29 protein-coding genes are annotated in these 26,134 nt (G+C 40.4%); 24 read left to right on the forward strand and 5 right to left on the reverse strand.

The window, feature by feature from the left end:
• Positions 1–64: 64 nt before the first annotated feature.
• Positions 65–1,330, forward strand: a complete 1,266-nt coding sequence (locus tag FC26_RS01150; protein WP_057777209.1) for a tetratricopeptide repeat protein — start codon at positions 65–67, stop codon at positions 1,328–1,330.
• A 15-nt stretch (positions 1,331–1,345) separates the two neighbouring features.
• Here FC26_RS01150 and FC26_RS01155 read toward each other — a convergent pair whose 3' ends face one another.
• A complete protein-coding gene (locus FC26_RS01155) occupies positions 1,346–2,170 on the reverse strand; it encodes a site-specific integrase (RefSeq protein WP_057777210.1) in 825 nt (274 codons plus the stop codon).
• 164 nt (positions 2,171–2,334) lie between these two features.
• Here FC26_RS01155 and dapB point away from each other — a divergent pair, with 164 nt between their 5' ends.
• The 5 genes from dapB to FC26_RS01180 are packed head-to-tail and all read left to right on the forward strand — an operon-like array spanning position 2,335 to position 7,695.
• Positions 2,335–3,102, forward strand: coding sequence for a 4-hydroxy-tetrahydrodipicolinate reductase (gene dapB / locus FC26_RS01160; protein ID WP_057777211.1), 768 nt, complete (start codon positions 2,335–2,337; stop codon positions 3,100–3,102).
• Positions 3,099–4,307: a CCA tRNA nucleotidyltransferase gene (locus FC26_RS01165; RefSeq protein WP_057777212.1), complete on the forward strand. Its 1,209-nt coding sequence runs from the start codon at positions 3,099–3,101 to the stop codon at positions 4,305–4,307. Before dapB ends, FC26_RS01165 begins: the two co-directional genes overlap by 4 nt.
• A 4-nt stretch (positions 4,308–4,311) precedes the next feature.
• Entirely contained in the window at positions 4,312–6,207 is a 1,896-nt protein-coding gene (locus FC26_RS01170; RefSeq protein ID WP_057777213.1) for an ABC-F family ATP-binding cassette domain-containing protein, read from the forward strand.
• Positions 6,208–6,223: 16 nt separating this feature from the next.
• The gene (locus tag FC26_RS01175; protein ID WP_057777214.1) at positions 6,224–7,186 is read left to right on the forward strand and encodes a thymidylate synthase; all 963 of its coding nucleotides are present in this window, start codon (positions 6,224–6,226) and stop codon (positions 7,184–7,186) included.
• Positions 7,187–7,203: 17 nt separating this feature from the next.
• Positions 7,204–7,695: a dihydrofolate reductase gene (locus FC26_RS01180; RefSeq protein WP_057777215.1), complete on the forward strand. Its 492-nt coding sequence runs from the start codon at positions 7,204–7,206 to the stop codon at positions 7,693–7,695.
• On the opposite strand, the gene trhA is transcribed toward FC26_RS01180, so the two are convergent.
• A complete protein-coding gene (gene trhA / locus FC26_RS01185; RefSeq protein WP_057777216.1) occupies positions 7,681–8,316 on the reverse strand; it encodes a PAQR family membrane homeostasis protein TrhA in 636 nt (211 codons plus the stop codon). The genes FC26_RS01180 and trhA overlap by 15 nt on opposite strands.
• A 212-nt stretch (positions 8,317–8,528) precedes the next feature.
• Between trhA and FC26_RS01190 the strand changes: the two genes are divergently transcribed.
• The 4 genes from FC26_RS01190 (at position 8,529) to FC26_RS01205 (ending at position 11,236) form a co-directional block, all read left to right on the forward strand.
• Complete coding sequence (locus FC26_RS01190) at positions 8,529–9,374, forward strand: DegV family protein (protein WP_057777217.1); 846 nt, start codon at positions 8,529–8,531, stop codon at positions 9,372–9,374.
• A gap of 73 nt (positions 9,375–9,447) precedes the next feature.
• The gene (locus tag FC26_RS01195) at positions 9,448–10,389 is read left to right on the forward strand and encodes an SGNH/GDSL hydrolase family protein (protein WP_057777218.1); all 942 of its coding nucleotides are present in this window, start codon (positions 9,448–9,450) and stop codon (positions 10,387–10,389) included.
• A gap of 2 nt (positions 10,390–10,391) precedes the next feature.
• Complete coding sequence (locus tag FC26_RS01200; RefSeq protein WP_057777219.1) at positions 10,392–11,015, forward strand: YpmS family protein; 624 nt, start codon at positions 10,392–10,394, stop codon at positions 11,013–11,015.
• A complete protein-coding gene (locus tag FC26_RS01205) occupies positions 11,015–11,236 on the forward strand; it encodes a YozE family protein (protein ID WP_057777220.1) in 222 nt (73 codons plus the stop codon). Before FC26_RS01200 ends, FC26_RS01205 begins: the two co-directional genes overlap by 1 nt.
• Positions 11,237–11,492: 256 nt before the next feature.
• Here the strand turns inward: FC26_RS01205 and FC26_RS01210 are convergent, their stop codons facing one another.
• Complete coding sequence (locus tag FC26_RS01210) at positions 11,493–11,759, reverse strand: type II toxin-antitoxin system RelE family toxin (RefSeq protein WP_057777221.1); 267 nt, start codon at positions 11,757–11,759, stop codon at positions 11,493–11,495.
• Positions 11,756–11,986, reverse strand: coding sequence for a type II toxin-antitoxin system RelB family antitoxin (gene relB, locus FC26_RS01215; protein ID WP_057777222.1), 231 nt, complete (start codon positions 11,984–11,986; stop codon positions 11,756–11,758). The genes FC26_RS01210 and relB overlap by 4 nt, the downstream gene beginning before the upstream one ends.
• 1,159 nt (positions 11,987–13,145) lie before the next feature.
• Here relB and FC26_RS01220 point away from each other — a divergent pair.
• The 11 genes from FC26_RS01220 to FC26_RS01270 all read left to right on the forward strand — a co-directional run bounded on the left by FC26_RS01220 (position 13,146) and on the right by FC26_RS01270 (position 22,118).
• Complete coding sequence (locus FC26_RS01220; RefSeq protein ID WP_057777223.1) at positions 13,146–13,505, forward strand: ArsR/SmtB family transcription factor; 360 nt, start codon at positions 13,146–13,148, stop codon at positions 13,503–13,505.
• A complete protein-coding gene (gene arsD, locus FC26_RS01225; RefSeq protein ID WP_003678459.1) occupies positions 13,492–13,854 on the forward strand; it encodes an arsenite efflux transporter metallochaperone ArsD in 363 nt (120 codons plus the stop codon). Before FC26_RS01220 ends, arsD (FC26_RS01225) begins: the two co-directional genes overlap by 14 nt.
• Before the next feature lie 78 nt (positions 13,855–13,932).
• Positions 13,933–15,663 (forward strand): arsenical pump-driving ATPase, encoded by a 1,731-nt coding sequence (gene arsA, locus FC26_RS01230; RefSeq protein WP_057777224.1) that lies wholly within the window; start codon positions 13,933–13,935, stop codon positions 15,661–15,663.
• Positions 15,664–15,721: 58 nt separating this feature from the next.
• Complete coding sequence (locus FC26_RS01235) at positions 15,722–17,017, forward strand: arsenic transporter (RefSeq protein WP_003678455.1); 1,296 nt, start codon at positions 15,722–15,724, stop codon at positions 17,015–17,017.
• Positions 17,018–17,033: 16 nt separating this feature from the next.
• Positions 17,034–17,363, forward strand: coding sequence for a hypothetical protein (locus tag FC26_RS01240; RefSeq protein ID WP_057777225.1), 330 nt, complete (start codon positions 17,034–17,036; stop codon positions 17,361–17,363).
• Between the two features lie 7 nt (positions 17,364–17,370).
• Positions 17,371–17,685 (forward strand): arsenite efflux transporter metallochaperone ArsD, encoded by a 315-nt coding sequence (arsD, locus tag FC26_RS01245; RefSeq protein ID WP_223843906.1) that lies wholly within the window; start codon positions 17,371–17,373, stop codon positions 17,683–17,685.
• 23 nt (positions 17,686–17,708) lie between these two features.
• The gene (locus FC26_RS01250; RefSeq protein WP_057777226.1) at positions 17,709–19,109 is read left to right on the forward strand and encodes an FAD-dependent oxidoreductase; all 1,401 of its coding nucleotides are present in this window, start codon (positions 17,709–17,711) and stop codon (positions 19,107–19,109) included.
• 350 nt (positions 19,110–19,459) lie between these two features.
• Positions 19,460–19,828: an ArsR/SmtB family transcription factor gene (locus tag FC26_RS01255; protein ID WP_003678450.1), complete on the forward strand. Its 369-nt coding sequence runs from the start codon at positions 19,460–19,462 to the stop codon at positions 19,826–19,828.
• 1 nt (position 19,829) lies between these two features.
• On the forward strand, positions 19,830–20,444 hold the full coding sequence (locus tag FC26_RS01260) for a CadD family cadmium resistance transporter (RefSeq protein ID WP_003678449.1): 615 nt from the start codon (positions 19,830–19,832) through the stop codon (positions 20,442–20,444).
• Positions 20,445–20,553: 109 nt separating this feature from the next.
• The gene (locus tag FC26_RS01265; protein ID WP_057777227.1) at positions 20,554–21,228 is read left to right on the forward strand and encodes a helix-turn-helix domain-containing protein; all 675 of its coding nucleotides are present in this window, start codon (positions 20,554–20,556) and stop codon (positions 21,226–21,228) included.
• Positions 21,225–22,118 carry an IS3 family transposase gene (locus tag FC26_RS01270; protein WP_057777228.1) on the forward strand — a complete coding sequence of 298 codons (894 nt, stop codon included), beginning with the start codon at positions 21,225–21,227 and terminating at the stop codon, positions 22,116–22,118. Before FC26_RS01265 ends, FC26_RS01270 begins: the two co-directional genes overlap by 4 nt.
• A 24-nt stretch (positions 22,119–22,142) precedes the next feature.
• Here the strand turns inward: FC26_RS01270 and FC26_RS01275 are convergent, their stop codons facing one another.
• Complete coding sequence (locus FC26_RS01275; RefSeq protein ID WP_057777229.1) at positions 22,143–22,715, reverse strand: helix-turn-helix transcriptional regulator; 573 nt, start codon at positions 22,713–22,715, stop codon at positions 22,143–22,145.
• 433 nt (positions 22,716–23,148) lie between these two features.
• Between FC26_RS01275 and FC26_RS01280 the strand changes: the two genes are divergently transcribed.
• The 3 genes from FC26_RS01280 (at position 23,149) to FC26_RS01290 (ending at position 26,088) form a co-directional block, all read left to right on the forward strand.
• Positions 23,149–24,369 carry a replication initiation factor domain-containing protein gene (locus tag FC26_RS01280; protein ID WP_057777230.1) on the forward strand — a complete coding sequence of 407 codons (1,221 nt, stop codon included), beginning with the start codon at positions 23,149–23,151 and terminating at the stop codon, positions 24,367–24,369.
• Between the two features lie 119 nt (positions 24,370–24,488).
• Positions 24,489–24,740 (forward strand): hypothetical protein, encoded by a 252-nt coding sequence (locus FC26_RS01285; RefSeq protein WP_021349957.1) that lies wholly within the window; start codon positions 24,489–24,491, stop codon positions 24,738–24,740.
• Positions 24,741–24,828: 88 nt separating this feature from the next.
• Positions 24,829–26,088, forward strand: a complete 1,260-nt coding sequence (locus FC26_RS01290) for a tyrosine-type recombinase/integrase (protein ID WP_003678442.1) — start codon at positions 24,829–24,831, stop codon at positions 26,086–26,088.
• Positions 26,089–26,134: the final 46 nt, after the last annotated feature.

A 26,134-nucleotide genomic window follows, 5' to 3' on the forward strand; every position in this document is an offset into this window, starting at 1 on the left:
CGCTTTAGAATGAAAAAATTGGTATGATCGATTGAGTGATTTTTAACTAAGGAGATGTTTTTTAATGACGTATTCTGAGAAAATGTTGGATCAACTTTCTAGTGGGCAACTAGATGATGCCAAAAAGTCATTTGCAAGTGCGCTGCGCCATGATGACGATGACATGCTGTATAGCCTGGCAGAGGAATTGTATGGCCTTGGTTTTGTGCGGCAAGCCCAACGAACTTATCTAAAGCTTTTAGAACGTTATCCGGATGAGGATCAGTTGCGGACCGCATTAGCAGATATTGCCATCGATGAAGGAAACAACGACGAGGCCCTTTCGTATCTGGATCAAATTAAACCTGAGTCGAATGCGTATGTGCAATCTCTATTGGTGGCAGCCGACTTATATCAAACACAGGAATTATTTGAAGTTTCTGAGCAAAAGTTAATCGAAGCTTATAACCAAGCGCCTGAGGAACCGGTGGTATTATTTGCTCTGGCCGAATTTTATTACATGATGGGACAGTATGAGACGGCTATTCCGTACTATTTCTCTCTAATCGAACAGGGGGAGACTAACTTTGCGCAAGTTGATTTGGCGGGACGACTGGGGATTTCCTACGCACAGAGTGGTAAATTCGAAACGGCAATTGGGTATTTAAAACAGGTAAAACCAGAATTTCAATCTAGCGATATTCGGTTTCAGACCGGCTTTACACAACTACAATTGAAACAGTATGAGGCTGCAATTGAGGTGTTTAAAGATCTTCAGGAACAAGATCCCCAGTACGCAACAGTTTATCCCTATTTAGCCCAAGCATATGAAAAACTAGAGCGTTATTCAGAGGCACTAACGGCGCTTCAAGAAGGACTTGGAGTCGATCAGTATAATGAACAACTCTATCAGCAGGCGGCGGCTGTGGCGAGTCATTTGGACGATGAGGATCTAATGGAACGCTATCTTTCTAAAGCGCATGGATTGGACCCAGAAAATATTGCGATTACGATCGAATATAGTAATTTATTACTTAAACGGCGAAAATACGCACAAAATATTGAATTACTATTACCAGCGGTCAAGTCTGATCAGACGGATCCACAAATTTATTGGAATCTAGCTGTTTCGTATCGAGATCAAGATCAGTATGATCAGGCACAAAAATACTATGATGCCGCATTACCGTATTTCAATGATCAACCTGAATTTGTTAAGCAAACGGTCTATTTCTATCGGGAAATGGGGCAACGTGAAACCATGCTTGAACAACTCAAAAAATATGTCCAATTAGTACCAGACGATAGCGAAATGGCGTTATTATTGGAAGAAACAGAAGACGAGTTTTAAAAAAGACTCAACTATTTAGCTTAAGTCGATCAGTAAATGTTGATAGTACTGTAGTGCTTGTGGATCCAACATCAATTTTGCGGCTAATTGTTGGTCGGATAAGCCAGATTCGCGTTGTAAAACAGACAGAATATAACTTTGATGCAGTACCTTGGGTGAAATTGAAAATCCAAGGTACTGACTGTCTTTTTTGAGGTATTTATGCAGGGCAGCATTGGTTAGTCGAGGATTGGCAAGATCTAATCGCTGTTTTAAGAAAATATCGGCACTATGTTGACGACGTTGCAATGGGGTAATGAATGTTTGGAATGATTCGCGAAAGGTAAGCTCATGTTCAACTGTTGCTGGTAGAGACTGCCAAGTTAAGTAAAAGTGCGGCTGAAGAAATTCTTGGACGGTGTAACCCTTGCTCAGCAATAGGAGTGTTAGCCGCGTATAGTGGTGAACATGCGCATCGTCAAGGATGATCGGTAAGGTGGCCAACCACTTAGTTTGAAATGGTGCTTGTGTATCGCGTTTCGGACCATGAATGCTGATGGTAGGCAACTGAGTCGTGAGATGATGAGTAAAGAGAAATTGAAAATAACGATTAATTTGTGAAAGGATCTTGTTGATGGTCGTTGCTTTGGCCTGTTGCTGATCCGTTAACCAGGTGAGATAGGCTTCAATGTCACGATCAAAAATATTATTAACAGTTGGATGGTCGGCGAAGCCGGTATTTGTGGTAGTCAAAAAAGAAAAAAATTCGGATAATGATTGGTTATAACTGGTGATGGTCGCAGAAGCCAATTGTTGATGTCTTAAAAAACGGACGAAATCGATTTGATAGGGATACGGCATATGCGTTCCTCCTGCTAAAGTTAAATGTAAAAAGTTACTTTAACTTTAGCATAAAAAACATCCCGCTGCAAAAACCGCAGCGTAAACCATCATAAAAGCGGGTTTCACTTACAACTTGAAATCTGGTAAGATAAAGCTTGAAATTAACGATAGGAGCGAAAAAAATGACTAAAGTAATTATTGCCGGTTATAACGGTAAAATGGGCCAAAAGGCCGTTAAAATGGTTCAACAACATGACGGATTTGAATTAGTTGCCGTGTACGGATTAGAAGAAAAAACAGCAATTGAGCTGGATACAACAACTAAGATTTTTAAAAGTCTTGATGAGATTGACATTGATGCAGATGTTTGGGTTGATTTTACTGTACCAAGTGCCGTTTATGAAAATGCAAAATTTGCCATTAACCATGGTTACTCACCAGTAATCGGAACAACTGGTCTAACTGATGAACAAATTAGTGAGTTGAAGCAATTGGCAGCTGAGAAAAAATTGGGTGGTTTGATCGCACCTAATTTTGGTATCAGTGCAGTTTTGTTAATGCAATTTGCACAGCAAGCCGCTAAATATATGCCCGATGTTGAAATTATTGAAATGCATCACGATCAAAAAGTCGATGCGCCAAGTGGTACTGCGTTGAGTACTGCCAAGCTCATAAGTAAGGTGCGTCCTTCCCACGAACAAGGTAATCCTAATGAAAAAGAAACGCTGGCCCATGTTCGTGGCGGCGATTTCGATGGTATTCGAATTCATGCGGTACGACTCCCTGGATTGGTAGCCCATGAGCAAGTGATGTTTGGGTCATTAGGGGAAGGATTAACAATCCGTCAAGATACATTTGATCGAGAATCATTTATGAGCGGAGTTGCTATTGCAATCGAAAAAATTACTGACTATCACGAACTATTGGTTGGACTTGAGAACGTTCTATGATTATTAAAAAATTACCACAGGAATTTGAACAGGCACGACCAGTCATGCAACAGATTGAAGCAGCTGGCTTTGAGGCTTATTTTGTTGGCGGCAGTGTCCGTGACACGATTTTAAATAAGCCGATTCATGATGTTGATATTGCGACGAGTGCTTATCCAGAAGAAATCAAACAAATTTTTCACCGAACGGTAGATACGGGAATTGAACATGGTACGGTCATGATACTTGATCATGGTAAAGGGTATGAGACAACTACTTTTCGTACTGAATCTGGCTATCAAGATTTTCGGCGACCCGATGAAGTTACGTTTGTTCGATCATTACAAGAAGATCTTCAACGTCGCGATTTTACAATCAACGCGCTTGCAATGAAAGAAGATGGGACCGTTATTGATCTTTTTAACGGTTTGAAGGATCTCAAAGCGGGTATGATTCGAGCTGTTGGAACACCACAAGAACGATTCCACGAAGATGCTTTGCGGATGATGCGGGCGATTAGATTTGCTAGTCAACTGGATTTTAAAATTGAGAAAAAAACGTTGGCCGGAATTCAAGAAAATGCAGCACTGCTGAGTAAAATTGCAGTCGAACGAACTCGTGTTGAGCTTGAAAAATTATTACTTGGTGAAAATCCGGCAAATGGAATCAGTGCTCTGATCGAGACAAATCTGTACGAGTATTGTCCCATGCTAGCTCACTTTAAGAGCGGGTTGACACAACTATTGGCGTTAAACGACTGGCATTTGAGTTCTGAAACAGAAGTTTGGTCATTGCTGAGTTATGCTTTTTTCCTGCAAGGAAAGCAAGTGACTACGTTTTTGAAGGCCTGGAAGACATCTAATCAGGTATTAGAAGATACTCAGGCCATCGTGAGTGCAGTCAGTCCGTTACTTGAAGGAGAACCATCGAAGCTATTGTTATATCACACCGGGCGTGAGCGGTTAGCGAGTGCTAATAAAATTGCCAATCTGTTTGGTGGCGAAATTGATACACCTGAGTTACTTGAGCAATACGACCAACTGCCGATTAAATCGAAAAAGCAATTGGCGATCAACGGCGGGCAGTTAATGAAGCAAGCTAACTTAACGCCAGGGCCGATGATTGGTACAATTTTGACCCAGTTGGAGACAGCGGTGGTTAATGGTGAAATGGAGAATAAATTAGAGTCGTTACTTGAAGAAGCAAAAAACATAGCGAAAGTGTGAGAGAATGCAAACATTACGTGCTGATAATTTAACCAGTACCTACGGCGAAAAAACATTATTTAAGGATATTTCCTTTATCATTAACGAAAACGATCGGATTGGATTGATCGGAACGAATGGTAGTGGCAAAACATCTTTATTAAATGTAATCAGTGGTATCGTGAGCCCAGAAAGTGGCGAGTTTGATGCGCCTAATGACTACACAATCGGGTATTTGAAGCAACAACCTGAATTGAATGATCAACTGACGATTCTGGATGCTGTTTTTGCGGGGACTCAGCGGGTATTTGAAACTATTCGGCAATATGAACAATCAGTTGAAGATATGGGAAAACATCCGGATGATACTCGTTTATTAGACCGTTACACGAAGCTTCAGGCACAGATGGACCAACAAGATGCCTGGGCGGCTGAAAGCCGAATTAAGACGATCTTAACGCAACTTAAAATTACCGATATGTCTCAGAAAATTGTTAACCTTTCTGGAGGGCAAAAGAAGCGGGTTGGAATGGCACAAATCTTGATTCAGGAACCAGATCTACTGTTGCTCGACGAACCAACAAACCACTTGGATCTAGATTCAACGGTTTGGTTGCAGGACTTTTTACAGACCTACAAAGGGGCTGTCATTGTTGTTACCCACGATCGTTACTTTTTGGACCAAGTTGCTAACCAAATTTGGGAATTATCGTTCGGAGAACTATATCAGTACACGGGAAATTATCAAGATTATGTTTCACAAAAGGCGGAACGAGTTCAGCGAGAGTTAGATACAGAGCATAAACAACAGCAGCTATACCAAAAGGAATTAGCTTGGATGAGAACTGGTGCCAAAGCTCGGTCAACTAAGCAAAAGGGACGTATTAATCATTTTAATGAACTTAAGGACTCTATTGGCAAGGTTCAGGTAGATCAAAATATTGATATTGAGCTTGGTCAACAACGACTTGGAAAAGATGTTATTGAGCTAAGCCATGCTAATTTGACACTGGGAGATCATCAAATTCTTAACGATTTCAGTCTTCTTGTTCAGGCCGGTCAACGAATTGGAATTTCAGGTGAAAATGGAGCCGGAAAATCTAGTCTACTGAATGTGATGGCATCGAAGCTTTCATTGGACAGTGGAACCGTTAAAATTGGTGAAACGGTCAAAATTGGTTATTATACGCAACAGACTGAGCCTATTGACGAAGATAAACGGATGATCAGCTATTTGAGTGAAGTTGCACAAAGTGTGACAGATCGAAATGGTGTTCAAATTAATGTTACGCAGTTACTCGAACGATTCTTGTTCCCAAGATTTATGCATGGTACGCTCATTCGTAAGCTTTCGGGTGGCGAAAAACGTCGATTATACCTACTTAAAATTTTAATGATGCAACCCAATGTATTATTGTTAGACGAACCGACTAATGATCTTGATATTGGTACATTGACAGTTCTTGAAGATTATTTAGATTCGTTTAATGGAACTGTAATTACAGTTTCACATGATCGTTATTTTTTGGACAAAGTTGCGGATCGGCTGCTTATTTTTAATGGTCAGGGTGATATTGACCCCTATGCGGGTATGTATACAGATTACTTAGACCAGTTGAATCAACAATCACGAGCAACATCAGCCAAAAAGGGGAACTCTGATGATGAGCAGAAGCCAGTGGTTGAAAAGCCAGCAAAAGAAAAGACCAAGTTAACCTATGCAGAACAAAAAGAATGGGAAACGATTGAAGATGATATTGATCAATTGGAACAACGAAAGCAAGATATTCAAGGCCAAATGCAAGAAAATGGCGATCAATATGATAAACTTGCTAAACTGCAGGCGGAGTTGGAATCACTTGATCAACAGATCGATGACAAAACTGAACGTTGGGAATACCTCAGTGAATACGCAGAATAGGTAGGAGGACAATACAGTGACAACCACGAGTAATGAACAACAGTATTTGAAATTGGCACATGATGTTTTAGAGTATGGTCACGAGAAGATGGATCGTACTGGAACTGGGACAAAATCATTATTTGGATACCAAATGCGTTTTGACTTAAGCGAAGGCTTTCCAATTCTAACGACGAAAAAGGTTGCCTTTGGATTAATTAAGAGTGAATTACTCTGGTTCTTGCGTGGTGACACGAATATTCGCTTCCTGTTGCAACACAAAAATCACATCTGGGATGAGTGGGCGTTCAAAAAGTGGGTTTCTAGTGATGAGTACCAAGGACCGGATATGACTGATTTTGGACTCCGAGCAGATGCTGATCCGGAGTTCAAAAAAATCTATTTGGCTGAGAAAAGAGCTTTTTGTGAAAGAATTTTAGCAGATGACCAATTTTCACAAAAATACGGAGATTTAGGACTTGTGTACGGTAGCCAGTGGCGAGCATGGCAAACTAGCAATGGACAGTCAATTGATCAAATTCACGATGTTGTCGAGCAAATCAAGCATAATCCTAATTCGCGGCGTTTGATTGTGACGGCATGGAATCCCGAAGATGTGCCATTAGTGGCCTTACCGCCTTGTCATACGTTATTCCAGTTTTATGTAGCGGATGGCAAACTGAGCTGTCAGTTATATCAGCGAAGTGCCGATATCTTTCTTGGAGTACCATTTAATATTGCTAGCTATGCATTATTAACGCATTTAATTGCCAAAGAGTGTGGTCTTGAAGTCGGTGAGTTTGTTCATACGCTGGGTGATGCCCACATTTACAGCAATCATATTGAACAAATACAGACTCAGTTAGCGCGCACCCCACAAGATGCACCTAAATTGATTTTACCGAGTGAGACAAAGGCTTTAGATAGTTATGAAGTGAGTGATATTAAACTAGAAGGTTATAAGCCATTACCGGCAATTAAGGCACCTGTTGCCGTCTAGTCAAGGAGGAAAGCTAAATGATCGCATTTGTTTGGGCTGAAGAGTTAAATGGCTACATTGGAAATCATGGCGATTTGCCGTGGCATTTACCTGCAGATATGGCGCGATTCAAGCGTGTTACAATTGGGCATACCGTGGTGATGGGAAAAACAACATTTAATTCGATGCACCGACCATTACCTAAGCGCCGCAATGTGATTTTATCAACTTCAATGCCAGTCCAAGACGGTATTGAAGTTGTCCGGTCAGTTGCAGAGTTGCAACAACTAATCGATAACACTGATGATGATATTTATATTATTGGCGGTGCAAAGGTATTTGAATCAACGCAAGCGATTGTTAATTGTCTCATCAGAACGGTTATTGAAAAATCTTACAAGGGCGACACAAAAATGCCGCCAATCGATTATCACAATTGGCGGCTGGTTAAATCCGATCACTTTGAGGCAGATGAAAAAAATGAAGCGGCTTATAGGTTTGAGACCTGGTGCAAACTAGACGTAGAATAAAATTGAGAAGTACATGGTGATGGTGCCGGCAAGCACGAAAAAGTGCCAGATAAGGTGTGAGTATGCGTTGGGTTTTGTGTAAACCAGTGCGCCAAGGGTAAACAAAATGCCACCACTGAGTAGCAGGAAGAACCCGACAGGTGTCAGACTAGTCCACAGTGGTTTGAAGGCTAGTAAACAGAGCCAACCCATGATGATGTAGATAACGGTGGACCAGATACTAACGCGATTGAGCCAGATACTTTTATAAACGACACCACAGACCGCCATGGCCCAGATGATGCCAAATAGTGTCCATCCTTGCCAGCCACCAATGCTAACGAGACAATATGGGGTATAGGTTCCGGCAATTAGCAAGAAAATCATGGAGTGGTCGAAGACCTGAAAAACATGGTGCGCTTTCGTAAATACGAGTGCATGGAACATTGTTGATGCGAGATAAAATAAAACGAGCAGACTTCCATAGACTGTGAATGAAACAATTCGGATTGCGCTACCAGTATGTGCTGCACGAATGATGAGTAAGACTAAGCCGGCGATTGCCAGGCCAACACCAAGGCCATGGGTGATGGTGTTGGCAATTTCGATAACGATGGTTTGTTTTGTTTTTTGTGGTTGCATAAAATAAACTCCTTGTTAATTATTGTCGATTTACAATGAAATTAAGCCATTGTTTTGCTATACTAAGTGCGAAAGTAGTTCAACCTTGTGTCTTGACTTTCAATCTTAACTTAACTACTATTCGTTAGTAAGTTAATTAAATTATATGATCTAGTCTTCAAGACTAGATCAGTATAACACATTATTACTTTATGAGAAAGCGTGGTCAAATTATGACGAATATTAAAATCGTCACCGACTCCTCAGCGGGATTAACCGAAGATGAAATCAAACGATATGATATCACGATCGTCCCGTTGTCAGTTATGATCGATGGCACAATTTATGTAGAACGTGAAACAATTACTAACGAACAATTCCCAGAACTGATGAAGAATGCAAAATCATTGCCTAAAACTTCACAGCCACCAATTGGTAAATTTGTGGACGTGTTTGATCGGCTAGGCGAAGATGGTAGTGAAGTTTTGTGTCTCACAATGATGGAATCAATTAGTGGTACAGTACATGCCGCAGAGCAAGCCGCTGCAATCACTAAAACAAAAGTAACGGTCGTCGATAGTAAGGAAACTGATCGTTGCTTGGCGTTCCAAGTGATTGAAGCCGCTAAGATGATTGAAGCAAACGCCCAGATGGATGCGATTTTAGAAAAGCTCGAAGATATTCGCGAACATTCGGAAATTTATTTAGCCGTTGTAAATTTGAACAACTTAGTAGCCGGTGGCCGAATTAGCAAGATGGCGGGAGCTTTGTCTAACCTGCTTAACATTAAGGTAATGCTTGAGGTAACAGATGGTGAAATTAAGATCCGTCTTAAAGGTCGCGGCCTTAAACCAATCCACAAGTATTTAGATGACGTCTACGAAAAAATGCAAAGTGGTGTTAGAAAAGTTAAAGCCATTGGTATTTCACATGTTCAGGCAGACGAAGAGGTGGCCAAGATGAAGGCCACATTGGAGAAGTTATTCCCTGATATCAAGATTGTTGTCAGAGAAACTGTCCCAATTATTGCCACACATACGGGTATGGGTGCATTTTGCCTACTTTATTACACTGAATAAATGAATTTTAATGATAAAGGCTGACGCAAATTATTTGCTGGCAGCCTTTCTTAATACGTTGGGAGTTTTTAATTTGCGAAAAGCAGTGATCAAAATTTTAATCGTAATTGTGGTACTTGCTGCTGGAAGTGGCGGACTGTTACTGTGGCAACAGCACCAAAGTCCAGCACGGCAGTCAACTGAAAAGGCGGCACCACTAGTTCATAAGAAAACGCAAATTAAAAAGAACGTTAATTTAATCGCATTGGGAGATTCTTTGACACAGGGTGTTGGTGACCAAAAGAAAAATGGTGGTTACGTTGGGATTATTAAAAGTAAAATCGAAAAAAATTATAATACCACGGTTCATACTAGTAACTACGGTGTCGCTGGGGATCGATCTGACCAAATTTTGAGTCGCTTAAAGAGTGAAAAAAATTTTCAATCGCAGTTAAAATCGGCTGATGTGATCGTTATGACAGTTGGTGGCAATGACTTAATGCAATCATTGCAAAAAAACATTTTCGTTGCAAATCAGAGTGAGTTTACTCGTAACATGAATCAGGCTAACCAAAAATATGTGACCAAATTAACCAAATTGTTCAAAGCGGTTCGTCACTATAATCCACACGCACCGATTTTCTTATTCAGTGTCTATAATCCATTTTACGTTTACTTTGCCAATGTTGACACGATAACAGCATCGGTAAATTCGTGGAACCAAGTAACCAAAGAAAAAATGGATAATTACGGACCATCCTATTTCGTTGATATTAATAATCTTATGTCGCATGGTCAGTATACGACTAAAAAGGCTCAGCAACAGTTGATTAAACAAGATAAGCAAGCTAACACAGGTGCTACTAGTCAGAAGCAAGCCATTAAAGTAATGAGCGAGAAAAATCATAATCTGAATGACTATATTTCAACTGATGATAATTTTCATCCGAACCATTTAGGTTATATTAAGATGAGCGATCAATTGTTTAAAACGATGCAACATCACATTAGTTGGATAAGAGAGGGTAATGAGTAGAAGTGACCGAGACAAGAAAAAATAATCGAAAAACGAGACATAATTGGTGGAAATGGGCGTTTATTATTTTGGTGGTACTAATTGTTGGAAGCACCGGCTACGTTGTTCATCAAGTTAGTGCACCAGTTGAGAAACAAACGACGGTACAACCATTGAAGACGAGTAATTCTTCGTTTCAAGTTAAGCTTAATTCTACCCAGGTTAATGCATTGGCCGCCAATTATCTAACAAGATTACAAAAGAATGAAAAAACAAAGTATAAGTTTGTTGTTGGCAAAAAATATGCTACGATCACTGGATCGACGAAATTTTTGGGGTTTAAGTTGAATTTTGCCTTGAACTTCATCCCCCAGCGACTTAGTGATGGTAATGTGTTATTGAATGCCAAAGGCCTCTCAGTCGGCCGGTTGAATATTCCGATTAAGTATGTCATGGGCTATATTAAAAATCATTATAAACTGCCAAATTGGGTTAAATTGAATCAGAAGAAGAAGACAATTTTACTTGATATGAATAAGTATAGTAAACATCGTAACCTACATTATTCGGCGGAAGAAATTAATTTACAACAGGGAACGTTTAGATTTTTAGTTACCGTCCCCAAACTTGATGGAGGTAATGACTAATGCGGCTAAGCTTTTATCAGTATTTAATGACACAAAAGAATCCAAGTGGTGCCAATGAGGTTGAACAGTTTGCAAATAACGCTGCGCTTGATCAGGCGTTTCCAAAACAATCTCAAGATTTTGACGAAATATCGCACTACTTGGAGGAAAATGCACTCTATTTACCATCAATGACAGTTTTTGATACCGCTTGGCAGTGGTATCTTGAAAAAATGAACTAGATTAGTTTAAACGCTGGTATACCAATTGTTTGCAGCTTGTATTTTTATACAATTTTTTTACCAGTCTCAATTTTGCTCCAAAAAAATCTACATCTCAGTTAATGAGGTGTGGATTTTTATTAGGGTGGCTTTAATAGCTTTAGGGTCTAACAAACGGTTGATTGTAATAATTGATTGCAAACGGTAGATTGGAGGTTTCTGATTCATATTGCCCGTGTACTTGTGTAAAAAAATAGCCACCTTACTTATTAGGTGACTAGTCATAGATACTTCGGCGGTGACCAATTTGCAATGCTAACACGACTAATCTGTCATCTTGAATCTCAACGATGACACGATAGTTGCCAATGCGGTATCGCCATTCGCCTGATCGATTAGCGGTGAGTCCTTTACCAAATGATCGAGGATCCGCAACACCATCAACGTGCTGGTATAACCAACGAGTAATAAGTATTGCTTGATGTTTGTCCATCTTACGAAGTGAACGTTGCGCTTCGCGAGTGAATTCTAATCTATAGATCAATCTAGATCACCAAACTCATCTAAGATTTCATTCATTGATACAGTTTTATGGTTATCTTCGCCCCAGCGCTTTTTTGCAATTGCAGCAGTTTGCTTGTCATATTCATCTTCGAGTTGATCCATTGAGTAGTTTTTTATCAAATCGGATAGAGTTAGTCCATAGAAGTCGGCCATATATTGTAGCCATTCCTTCTCGTCGTCTGACACTCGTACTGTGATCATTGCCATAATATGCGCCTCCCATTGGTGTAATACATTGTACTACGAGCGAGAATATATGTAAATAAAAACAAGCTGTCCATGGCCAGACGATTATTGGGTATGGTTTATCAGAAACGGTGGCAAATTGATATTATTGATTAGTGACAGAGAGTACTATACAGTGCATTTAGTTATCTATGCCTGGGAGCAATGCCCATTGTTTTGACCTGCTGTTAATTACAAAGTAGTAATGGTGGAGTAGCAATCATAAAAATGCTGGAGCGGCTCCACCATTGCCTCACAAAAAATAATCGTGTATGCTAGTGTGTGCATTATAATGGTAGAAATAAGAAAGTACGGCGTCTGGTTATTGGCGACTGTATCTAAAAAATGAACTAGGAAGGAATTTAACATGGCAATTATTCAATGGTAGACTGGAAGCTCACTATAAAAAATGACTAGATATTGTAAAAAAGCAGCGGGATAATATGAGATTTAAGTAGCCAAAAGCCTGATAAAACGGGCTTTTTTGTTTGCCGTTGATTTGAAAGTTTAGGTATCTTTTTCTCCCAATTTTGTATAGAAATTTGGCCGATTGAGCAATAATAAGCAATGATTATCAAATTATGGTACCAAAATTGGTACCGCAAAAAGGCCGCCGGGACATATGGACTTCCTTTTATGGATTTGAATAAGTTATTTTCAAAACGAAATATCGATCCAAGTTTGAAGTTGGTTAATCTATCGGCTTAAAAAACTAATCATGGAAGAATGTGATTATTCAGTATGATCTAAAATAGATGCTGCTATTTTATTTCAAAATAAAGCTTGACGCTTACATAGATATGGGTCTATATTATAGATATAGATGCGCGTCTATGTTTACAAAATACGATGTTTCTTGCGGTGATCGAAGCAAGTTGAGTTGAGGAAATGCAGTTGCGGAGTTTGCAACTAAGTTCCCTAAAATCACCACGAAAGCGGTCATAATCATTCATTTTGGCAACACTGATTAGCAAGAAGTATCTGCTTGTTGAATATTTTCTGCTAAACAGGATTGGCTTTCTGTTGTTGATTAAGCCAAAACCAAAAGTAGCAAGTTCAGTCTGTATCACTGTAACATCAATGTTTATTATTAGCGTATTTAACTAATAGATTACCTTAATTATGGAATAGGAGCTTACAAATGGACTATCAAAAGTATGTTCAAATGCTGAAAGCAATGGCCGATCCAAATCGCTTAAAAATTATTGATCTGCTTTCCTGTGGTTCTTTGTGTGCTTGTGATATTTTAGAATACTTCGATTTTTCGCAGCCGACTTTATCCCACCATATGAAAGTCTTGCAAAATGCCGGTATTGTTGCGGCACGCAAGGAGGGAAAGTGGCAGCATTACACGTTACGCGCCGACTTTATGCTGACCTTTAAGCAGGATACAGCGCAATTATTATCAAGTGATGATCACTGTATCTGTCACGATGCCGGCTGTGCTGATTGTGAAGAATGTGCTTCAGGAAAGGTTGTTATGACTAATGAAAAAGATTGAATTATTTGAACCAGCAATGTGCTGCTCGACTGGGGTTTGTGGCCCGTCCGTTGATCCTGCTCTTTTAATGATCACGTCGGCTTTTGATGCGCTGCAAGGTGTGACCACCGTTGAAGCTGACCGCTACAACTTAAGCAATAATCCTGATGTTTTTAGTGAGCGGGCCGATATTTTAGCGGCCATCAAGGATGATGCTGACGCTGTTTTGCCGATCACCGTGGTTGACGGCCAGATCGTTAAAACTGGCGCTTACCCAACGATCGATGAATTATCTGACTATACTGGGCTAGTTTTCGTGCCAGCTGAGCAAACCGGTGGTTGTTGTGGCGGTGACGGGGGCTGTTGCTAAATTTTTAAGTAAGAGATGGCGCGGCCATTTCTTTTGAATTATACATAGATAAATATCTATGTGACTGAGGAGGATAACATGCAAGATTATCAACCACAAAAGGCTAATTTAACTCATTATTTGTTTTTTACCGGTAAAGGTGGCGTTGGTAAAACAACGACGGCCAGTGCGACCGCCATTAATTTGGCCGACGCTGGCAATCAAGTGATGCTCGTTTCAACTGACCCAGCCAGTAATTTACAGGATGTTTTCAATACAGCGTTGACCAATAAACCACAAGCAATCAAAGGTGTACCGGGGTTGTTTGCCGCCAACTTTGATCCAGTGACTGCTGCCGGTGAGTATCGGGAGAGTGTTGTTGGCCCTTATCGCGGCGTATTGCCGGCCGCGGCGATCAAAAATATCGAGGAGCAACTATCTGGCTCGTGTACAGTCGAGATCGCGGCATTTAATGAATTTGCCAACTTTCTAACTGATCCGACGGTTGACCAACGCTTTGATTATATTATTTTCGACACGGCGCCGACCGGCCATGCCTTGCGCATGCTACAGCTACCATCAGCGTGGAATAATTATTTAGCTGAAAATGAGCGCGGTGCTTCTTGTTTAGGCCAATTAGCTGGCATGGGTGATAAAAAAGCAATTTACGCCAAGGCGGTAGCAACGTTAAGCAATGGGGACTTGACCACATTAATGTTGGTAACGCGGCCACAAAAAGCCGCATTACTTGAAGCGGCACGAGCAGCACAAGAACTAGCCGCGATCGGCATGACTAATCAGCAGTTGATCATTAATGGCACGCTTAAAACACCGACGGATCACGCTTCGCAGGCTATTTTTGCGCAACAACAGGCTGATCTACAACAAATGCCGGCTGTATTAAAAAAATTTACTCAGTATGAAGTGCCGTTACGCGCCTACAACGTTACCGGCTTAAATAAATTACACCTGGTGTTACAGGCAACACAACCCGCATTAGCTACCTATCCGCCGCTGACCAATAACTATCCCAACTTAGATACGATCGTTGCTGATCTGATCAAGACGGATAAAAAGATTATTTTTACCATGGGCAAAGGGGGCGTCGGTAAAACAACGGTTGCGGTGCAGATCACGCAGAAATTAGTGGCCCAACATAAAACCGTTCATTTAGCCACCACTGATCCGGCCGATCATCTAGATTTCTTTAAAACAGCTGATCCGGCAGTTACGATCAGCCATATTGACGAGCAGCAGGTATTGAAAGATTATCAAGCTGAAGTACTGGCAACGGCTCGCCAAACCATGAAAGCGGCTGACGTTGATTATGTCGCCGAAGATCTCCGTTCACCATGTACGCAAGAAATTGCGGTTTTCCGCGCTTTTGCTAATATTGTGGCGCAAAACGACAGTGACGTGGTGGTGATCGATACGGCGCCAACTGGGCACACGTTGTTACTATTAGATTCCACTCAAAGTTATGCACAGGAAGTTAAGCGCACAGCCGGTGACGTGCCACAAGCAATTATTGATCTATTGCCACGGTTGCAAGATCCCCAACAAACCGAGATCGTGATGGTGACTTTACCGGAAACAACGCCAGTCTACGAATCAATGCGGCTCAATGAAGATTTAAACCGGGCGCAAATTGCCCATACATGGTGGTTGGTCAATCAAAGCATGCTGGCTACACAAACCACGCATCCGTGTTTACAAGCACGGGCACAAAATGAAGTTGAATGGATCGAAAAAGTCAAAGACGTTTCGGCCAATCATTTTGCAGTGGAACAGTGGCAACCAGATTTTGAACAAACGCTATTAACGATTTAAATAAAGATATCAATTGATCAGGGTAGCGATACCCTGATTTTGGTAGTTGGGAGGAATTATGCAAGTCTTTTTTGCTGTTTTTATATTTTTACTCACGTTATTATTCGTCATTTGGCAACCTAAGGGGCTATCAATAGGCTGGACCGCAATTGGTGGGGCAGTACTTGCACTGCTATTTCGGGTCGTCACATTTAAAGATGTGGGTACCGTTACTGGGATCGTTTGGAACGCCACTTTGTCGTTTGTCGCCATTATTTTGATCTCATTGATTTTAGATGAGATCGGCTTTTTCGAGTGGGCCGCTTTACATATGGCACGACTGGCTAAAGGCAATGGTGTACGTATGTTCATTTTGATCGCTATTTTAGGTGCGATCGTGGCGGCACTTTTTGCCAACGATGGGGCGGCATTGATTTTAACGCCGATCGTTCTGGCAATGGTGCGAGCCCTACATTTTGATGAAAAAAAGGTTTTCCCATTTATTATTGCCAGTGGCTTTATTGCCGATGCGACTTCGTTACCATTAGTTGTTAGTAATCTAGTCAATATTGTTTCCGCTGACTTTTTCGGCATTACATTTTCCGAGTATGCCCTAAGAATGTGGATCCCTGATCTTTTTTCACTGATCGCCAGCATCAGTATCTTATATTTGTATTTCCGCAAGGCCTTACCCAAACATTATGATGCAGATCAGGTTGCTGAACCAAAATCTGCAATCAAAGATCAACGATTATTTAAGTTCTCTTGGGTCGTGTTAGCGGCGTTATTGATCGGTTATTTTAGCAGTAGTTTTCTAAACATTCCCGTTTCGTTTATTGCACTTACGATTGCCGCAATTTTCTTGTTGGTTGGTCAACAAAGTCATCACGTTGATACTAAGGCAGTCATTAAAGGAGCACCGTGGAACATCGTCTTCTTTTCAATCGGAATGTATGTGGTGGTTTATGGCCTACAAAATGTTGGCTTGACAACATTACTTGCTGGTGTTATCGCCAAAATGGCAACTGGTAGCCGGTTTGTGGCGACCATGGGAATGGGTTATTTGGCAGCGTTCCTGTCATCAGCGATGAATAATATGCCAACGGTAATGATCAATGCTTTATCGATCAAGGGCGCTAATGTATCAGGGTTAATGCACCAAACGTTAGTTTATGCAAATATTATTGGTTCTGATCTAGGACCAAAGATCACACCAATCGGTTCGCTGGCGACGTTAGTGTGGTTACATGTTTTGGCGCAAAAAAACGTAAAAATTGCTTGGGGTACTTATTTTAAAATTGGGATCACGATCACGATTCCAGTCCTATTCATTACATTATGTGGTTTATGGTTATCGCTAAGTCTTTTTGGTTGAGAAAGGATGACTTGCTATGATGCAAACTGAGTATGCACAACAAGATTCATTAGCTAATAGATTAAACATAGTCGATGCTTTAGTGAAACAGGCCACGAAAGCTGAAATAGAATCAATTTCTGCTGTTTACCTGATTCAAGCCAACCAAGAAATTAATTTGCTTGAATTAAAATACAGTAGTGAATTAACAATACAACAGAACTTGTATAAGGTAAAAATAGCCTTTTTGCAAATAAATCACTTGATTTTAAATAATCTAGCGGTCAGCCATTTTCGTGATTATACACAAATAGAAAAGGAATTTGAACATTTTCATCGTCTAATATGCGAGGTGAAAGACGATTAAAATTGAAATATTTGAAGAGGCGATGTGTTGTGCAACTGGTGTTTGTGGTCCCAGTGTAAAGAAAGAATTGATTCAGACTACCGCAATTCAACGTCATGTTAATGCAGATGGTGAAAATATAATCATACGCAGAAATCTTACACAAAATCCGGACGCCTTTGTTCGTAATCATCAAATAAATGACCTATTAAAAAAATATGGAATCACTGTATTACCAATTACTATGGTTAACGGTATAATTTTTAAACAAAGAGATTATCCAACCTTCCAAGAGTTTTCAGATTATCTACATCAGGATTTAAGTCGTGCATTTGTTCGCTAACAACGGTGAAAGGAATTAATTAAATGGCAAATGAAACGGAAAAATTATTAATTATCGGCGGCAGTGACGCCGGAATTTCGGCGGCCTTAAAGGCTAAAGAACTTAAACCTGAATTAAAAATTCAGATATTATTAGCAGATGAGTACCCAAATTTATCAATTTGTGGAATACCTTATGCAGTCAGCGGAGAAGTGCCGGATTGGCACTTGCTAGCTCATCGTAATTTACAAGAATTGACTTCGACTGGTATTGAATTTCAAATGAACATGATTGCAGATAAAATTGAACCGCAACGACATGAAGTCGTAGCACATGCGCTTACAGGCGAATTAAAAACTTATCATTATGACCACTTGGTTGTAGCAACAGGAGCTAGACCAAAACTATCGGGTATTAAAGGTGTGGACCTGGCGCAAGCTCAACAGCAAGATAGTAAAGTTCGTATTTTGCATACAATGGCAGATTACTTTGCGATTGAAAGAAATATAGCTACAGATAGTGTTCGGAAGGTCGCAATTGTTGGGTCTGGTTATATCGGAATCGAAATGGCGGAGGCTTTAAGAAAACGGCATTTAGACGTCACTATTTTTCAACGAGGTTCAGAAATACTTTCCACGGTTGATGCTGATTTAGGCCGAATTATTCATCAAAAGTTGTCTGCTAATGCCGTCAATGTTATTACTGGTTTAACCGTTTCAGAAATTAATGAAACTGGTAGCAACGTGGAAGTTGTTGGCTTAAATGAGCATCAAAAGACACAATCTTCTACGTATGATTTAGTCTTAATCGTTGTTGGTGTTCAACCAAATAATGAGCTACTGGTCAAGGTAGGTGCTGAAACTGGAATTGCCGGGGCCATCGAGGTTGATCAATATATGCAGACCTCATTACCTGATATATGGGCGGCCGGCGATTTGGTGGAAACAAGACATCATTTATTAGGTGAAACCTACTTGCCATTAGGTACGACTGCACATAAACAAGGAAGAATTGCTGGTTTTAATATTGCTGGAATTCAACGTGCCTTTAAAGGTAGCCTGGGGACACAAGTTTTAAAGGCATTTGATTTAGTTGTTGTACGGACAGGGTTATTGACAAGTGAGGCTATCCAGGCAGGGTTTAATCCTTTCACGGTAACAACTGATGTTGATGACCATAAGGCTTATTTTCCCGGTGCTCAAGAAATTAAGATCAGAATTACTGGTGATCAAAAAAGTGGCCGGCTTTTAGGCGTGCAGTTAATTGGTCATTACGGTAGTGAAGTTGCTAAACGCAGTGATATTTTTGCTACGGCAATTTTTAATGATATGACAGTAGCCGAAATTAGCGACCTAGACTTATCCTATTCACCACCAGTTGGATCACCTTGGGATGCAGTACAAATCGCAGCACAGAACTGGGAACAACAGAATGCGAAACGCTAAGGAATTAATTTATAACTGAAGGAACAACTTCACTTCATTATTAATTAAGCTTTCTACTATCTGTTTTTATATGATTACCAGATTACTCTGAGGACAATGATTGGCGGCTATTTATATTGAAAGAATTAAAATGGCGCAAAATGATAGTAACGAAACTTTGGCATCTTCTGGTAGATTAAATTAAAACTAAGACCTGTATCTTAGTTTTAATTTAACTAGTGAATATGAATAGTGGTTAATGTCAGATAGAGTGGCTATAGGAGCTACTCTATTTTTTGATTCAAATTAAATTGGGGGACAACACTATTACATGATATAATGTAATAGATTAATAAACGAGGAGTGATCTAATGATACAAGTAGACTGTTGTCCGGGTAAACCAGATTTGGCTGATCGGGCATTGTTAAATGAGAATCAAGCCGCTGACATTGCTTTACTTTTTAAAGTACTCGCAAATAATACGCGGCTAAGAATTTTACATTGCTTAACGCGTGAACCAGATATGGCCGTTAGTGAGATTGCTACATCACTAAATATGAAGGTCCAAGCCATCTCAAACCAGTTACAACGTCTAGTAGATCAAAAGATAGTTAAAGCGAAGCGTAATGGCAACTTCATTGAATATCAGATCATTGATGAATGTACGGCAATTTTATTAGAACGGGCATGGTGTTTAGCTGAAGATGCCGGAAAAATCAATGCTGGTGGGGGAAAATAAAATGATCAGGACAATTATAACGAGTATTATTCTTTATACATCAACTGCAATCGACTTATTAGTTATTTTAATGTTACTTTTTTCAAAATATCGTTCAACAAAGCATCGCCGACAAATTTATATTGGTCAGTTCTTAGGCTCATATACGCTCATTGGAATTAGTTTGTTTTTTGCATTTATTCTCCATTACGTACCCGCCAAATGGTTACTAGGTTTTTTAGGGTTGATTCCCATTGCCTTTGGAATCAAATATATATTTAGCAAAGAAGATGAAGCCGCAGAAGTTGATCAGAAAATTGAAGCGCGTAAAAATAAGAATTTAATTGCAACGGTGGCTTTAATTACGGTAGCTTCTTGTGGTGCGGATAATATTGGCCTTTTTGTTCCTTACTTCGTATCATTATCACTGGTACAGCTAATCGTAACGCTGTTTGTTTTTACCATTTGTATTTATTTTTTAGTTTTCCTTGGTGATAAGTTCTCACAAGTGAATTTTGTAAAGAACTTTCTTGATCGTTTTGGTGATTGGATCATGGCCATTATTTATATTGGTTTAGGCATCATGATCATTCTTGAAAGTGACACTATTAGGCATATTATGCAGCTATTATTTTAATTAAGCAGTAGTCGATATTTTTTATCATTCATTGATCATTGCGATAATCCCTTTGTAGTTGTCAGATGAAATACAATAATTCATCTGATGATTATGGAGGGATTTTTGTATGTCCAGATCTAAGTTCACAGTTCTCGAGAAGCTCAATTTAATTGAAGATTATCAGCAGTCGGGGCTCCCTAGGGCTACTTATGAAAGGCAGCATGGAATCGGTAAAGATACACTTAGAAGTTGGTTGATACGTTATCAAAGAGATGGTCTAGAAGGCCTGCAAGAAGCAAAGAAGAATATTCACTATAGTAAGGAGTTGAAGCATACAGTCGTCTTTGCGTACTTAAATGGAGAAGGTACATTTGGTGAGTTGGCGGACAGATATGGTCTGCGTAACGCTACCCAAGCACAAAACTGGGTTACCAAGTATAATGAGGACAAACCTTTGACGGCATCGCCGTCCAGAAAGCGGGTTCCCACTATGCCTAAGAAGACAACTTTCGAAGAACGAATTGAAATCGTTGAGTACGTAGTCAAACATAAACATTCATACGCTGAGGCCGCAGAGCACTTTCAAGTCTCCTATCAGCAAGCACAATCTTGGGTGCTTAAGGCCAAGAACGGTGGTTATGAAGCCCTCGTCGATAACCGTGGTCATCACAGGGACGAGTCTGAATTGACTGATCTCGATAAGGCAAATCTTCGTATCCGCCAGCTGGAAGCTGAGCTTAAAGATAAAGAATTGGTGGAACAATTCGCAAAAAAATTGCTGGAACTTCAGCGCAAGGGGTGAATAAACAGCATCAACTGGCCTACGTCGCAATCAAAGAGGTCAGTCAAGGCAAGCGCGGTGCGCTTACCAAGTTATTAGCTGTTGTCGGCGTAAGCCGGCAGGCTTACTACAAAGGCTTAAAGCGTGAAGAAACAGCTTGGGAAGTTCGTGATCGTCAACTCAAGGAACGGATACAATACTGGTTTGATTTCCATCATCAGAGCATCGGTGCTGGGAATCTCTTAGTGAATCTACAGCATGATGAATCGATTACGTTTGAAGTTACCTATAAAATGGTTCGGCGTGTGATGCGAGAGCTTGGACTGAGGTGTCAGATTCGAGTCAAGAAACACAGTCGTCAAAAAGCTAGTGAGCAGTACGTCCAAGACAATGTCTTAAACCAAAATTTTGATACGGACGCGCCTAACAAAGTTTGGTTGTCCGACTCGACTGAATTGCGATTCGGCCCGAATGGTGAATACAAAATTCGACTGAGTGGCGTTCTTGATCTCTATGGACGCCTTCTCTTGGCACACAACCTCAGCATTACCGAAACCTCAGCTGCGGAAATCGAAGTGTTCCAACGTGCATTTGATCGTGTTGGAGACGTTCATCCATTGATTCATACGGATCGCGGCTCAGCTTATACATCTGGTGCCTTCAACAACTTTCTAGGCCGTTACGATGTGATACGCAGTATGTCTCGTCCAGGCACACCATACGATAACGCGCCGATGGAACGTTGGTGGAATGAGTTTAAATTGCGCTGGATGGAGCGTCATCCGATGCCTAAGACCCTTCAAGAACTCGAGAGGCTGGTTGAAGAAGGTATTGAATACTTTAATCACCACAACCGTTCAGCACAAAGAAACGGCCTCACTCCAGATGAATACTGGAATGAAGCCTCTTAGAAACAGATTCAATTTTTTATTATTTCATCTGTCAACTTGACAGGGCCTAGTGCACATCTTCTTTTGAAGGTGATTTTTTTGCGTTTGGTGATAAGCATTGATGGTATTGATTTTATTGTATAAGGCATTGATTTCTTTAATTGGTAATTGCCGATATTTTGATTGGCGGATGATCGGTCGATCATTGTTATCAGTCTCTGGGGTACCATCTTCATTGATTTTTGTGTAGGGTTGAAAATAGCTCATAATTTCATGAACTTGATCACTAAGACCATCAATTTGACGCGGTGAAAAATCATCTATGCGGTGCATTAAGCGAAAGAGGTGCTCAGTTTTGTCAGTATATTCATCAATGCGATCAAGAATAGCAGTAGTGCTACTGATTTCAATTTCAGCCGGTGTGCCAAATAAGTCGACGGCGGAAACATTGAAAAATCTGGCAATTCGGTCCAAGTTTTCAAAACTAGGATAACTTTTACCGCGTTCAATATTTGAAATTGCTTGTTTTTGAACTTCGATGGCAATGGCTAAGTCTTCTTGCGTGATCTGGTGTTTTTGCCGCAATCTTTTTATGTTTTGACCAAAGTTTTCGATCATTATCATCACCTCATGATTATCTTAACTTAGTTACTTAAAGTAGACAACTACAACGACTACTCACGGTCTTTGAGTAGGTGGCATAAGGTGATTGACCAGCTCTAAAGGCCTACGTTATCATGTTTATATGATCTAAGCCAAGTGAAATATTCTTACAAATTTTTGCTGGCATTGATCATAATCGTTCCTTGAAAACAGAATAAAGGAGGAAAAAAGATTAGCCGCCGCCACGCGCGGCGTGCAACGCGAAAGCCGCTAGCGTGAGCGGCGGTCGGCTTTAGCCGGCCGCCTCAACCCCCAAGTTCTAATAGGGGGGTAGAAAGTATAAACGGTTAATTAATCCAGCAGCAAGAAATGCCAATTTCTAGGTATTCAAGCAACAAAGTTGCTGTTAACCGTGACTAAGAATTGCAAATTTTGGAGGTGAGCGTACTTGAATGAAGATTTAACTCTAATTGATTACCAGGTCCAAGCTGATTGGCTTAATATTTTTTGGCAACAGTTGGAGGATAAAAAAATTAAGCAAAGTCAGCTAGCTAAGTCAATGGGCATCAGTCGTTCTTATCTCAATCAACTATTGAACAGTAAGCGACCATTAACTGAGGCCATGCGCCAACGATTAACCGCAGCCTTTCGCGAACTGAGTGGCATCACCGCATTAAACATTTGTTTTGACTATGTCCGGATCAGATTTCCAACCCATGATGTTGACGAATTGATCGTGGCACTTTTCTGCATCAAGCCGATTTATTTTGTTTATGAACCTTATGGCCGTTATGGCTACAGTGGAAAATTTCGGCATGGCGATATGGAAATTTTTGTTTCACCGGAAGACGATAATCGCGGTTCATTGATTGAGTTGAAGGGGAAAGGTTGTCGCGAACTGGAAGGCATTTTAGTGGCCAGTGAACAGAGCTGGTATGACTTTTTACGGCAGGCACTGGCCCTTGATGGCGTAGTTAAACGCATTGATCTAGCCATCAATGATTATTTAGATGTGCTCCCGGTTCATTACTTGATTAAAAAGAGTATGCGTCATGAATACATTACAAAGTTCAGGGAGTGTAAATACTTTGTCCGCGACAAAGACAATTTAAAAGGAGAAAGTCTCTATTTTGGCTCACGTAAAAGTGCAATTTATTTTTGTATTTATCAGAAAGATATTGAGCAATATTTTAAATTAGGTAAAGCGTTGGCGGAGACCAAAATCAAGAATCGATTTGAGATTCGTGTGTTTGACGAACGGGCTGAGCAAACGGTCGCCGATCTATTGGCCTATCGCAACCCGCAGCGAACCGTGTTCGGTATTATCAATAATTACTTGCGTTTTGTGAAGCCGATTGCCAACAAGCCAACGTCAAAATGGCCGTTGGACGATCGGTGGACACAGTTTATTGGTAAATATGCCGATAAGTTACGTTTGGCCGTTTCGCCGGAACCGGTCACTTTAGACCAAACTATTCAATGGATCAAGAAACAAGTGGCGCCAAGTTTAAAAATGTTAATGGCAATTGATTCGGCTAAAAGCGAGGATACTCTAATGACGATCATTGCTGAGGCCAAGTTAAGTGAAAATCAACAAGTGATGATTCAACAAATGTTGGCTAGTCCCGAAGAAATAATGATTCAGCAACCCAAACATAATGGCGATTGAGATAATAAAAAGATGCAACTACGCCGACCAAAGCAAGTAGTTACACCTTAAAATAGATAAAATAAGCAATCTATCTACGATTATTATCTCACTTCATCTAGAAATTAGGAAGTGAAAAAATGGAAAATACAAGTGTACCATATAGTGGCGACTCCGCCGGTAAAGCGGAATGGGGAACCAAGCAAGCATTGTTGAAACGCTATGAGGGTCTAAATATTTATACATTAAATCGGTGGTTGTCGGAAATGCGTAATGACGCTACTTTTCGTCAGGGCGTTATTAATCCTACACACAAAATTGTATTGATCAACTTTGCGACCTTTCAAGAATTCTTGTTTTGGAAACAGCATCATTACATCCGAAACGTCTGACAACACCGCCGGGACATGGTAAAATGAAATAGCTATTTAATCTCATTTTATCTTTCCTGTTTATTAATTTGAATTGGAGGATAAAATTATGCATTTTCAAAAAAGAGTACTCGCTGACGGAACTTCAACTTATCGCGCTTTCGAGAATTATATTGACCCCTTAACTGGCAAACGGAAACGGGCCTCAGTAAGTTTTAAGTCTAATTCTCAAAGAGGTAAAGCACAAGCGGCGCGAGAACTTGATGAAAAGATCGAAGAGCTAACTTCACAGCGAGCTCAAGCACTTGATGAGCGCGTTCAAAAATGGACGTTCAAAGATTTACGCGAAGATTGGTTTGATTTGTGGAAACAGTCTGTTAAACCAATGACAATTAAGCGCGAGGCGCTTGTTATTAGGCGGTTGAATCAAATTATTGCAGACGATATTTTGGTAAAAAACATCACGCCTATGTTAGTCAATAAATGTTTGCAAGACTATCGCGAAAAATACAGCGCTAGTTTTGCCACCATGCAACACATCAAATCAACTTTCAATAAACTTTTCGACCATGCGGTGCTATATAACATCATTCCAGCTTCACCGACAGCCGTTCTGCATTTAAAAGCGACAACGACTGAAAAAATCGAGCGGAAGGATCGCTTGGAAAGTAAGTTTCTTGATTCGCGTGAGGTCAAAGTCTTGTTCACTGAATTGGCACAACGCCGCAATCCGGCGTACTATGATCTGGCACTATTTATGATTGCAACAGGTTGCCGAATTGGTGAAGCATCAGGGTTAACATCTGATAAGATCGATTTTGCTAAAAAAACAGTTACGATTTCTAGTTCCATGCAATCACATGACTTACGGGTTGATGAGTACTACGAAGATACCGTCAAAACGGTTGCTGGCGAACGGGTGGAGCAGTTACCTGATTTTGCGATTGCTGCATTGAAGCGTGCGATACACCGTAATGCCGTATTTGATAGGCGGATGAAGGAATTACCGAGTGATGCTTTTCATGAATTTCAAGTGATTTTTCGGACCGAGTACGGTTCACCGATCACGTCACATAGTTTTCGTGAAGTACTTGGCAGAATTAAAGCAGACTTGGAAAAGAATTGTGAAAAACGCTATGGCTTCAAATGGACGAAAAATCCAGTGCCACATAGTTTCCGACACATTCATATCTCCGTCTTGCGTGATGATTCCTCTGTAACGTTGAAAGAAGTGCAAGAGCGAGTCGGTCACGTTGAAGAACGGACGACTGATGGCTATACGCACCGCCTTTCACATTCACAAGAAAAGTCGGTTGAAGTAATTGATACGTTCGCTAGGAAGGTTGGTATTAGTCTTCAACCGGTGTAAACAAAGTTCAGCTATTACCGCTAAAATGCTAATAATATGGTACCAG

The organism is Paucilactobacillus vaccinostercus DSM 20634 (genome assembly GCF_001436295.1).
Taxonomy (GTDB): Bacteria; Bacillota; Bacilli; order Lactobacillales; family Lactobacillaceae; genus Paucilactobacillus; species Paucilactobacillus vaccinostercus.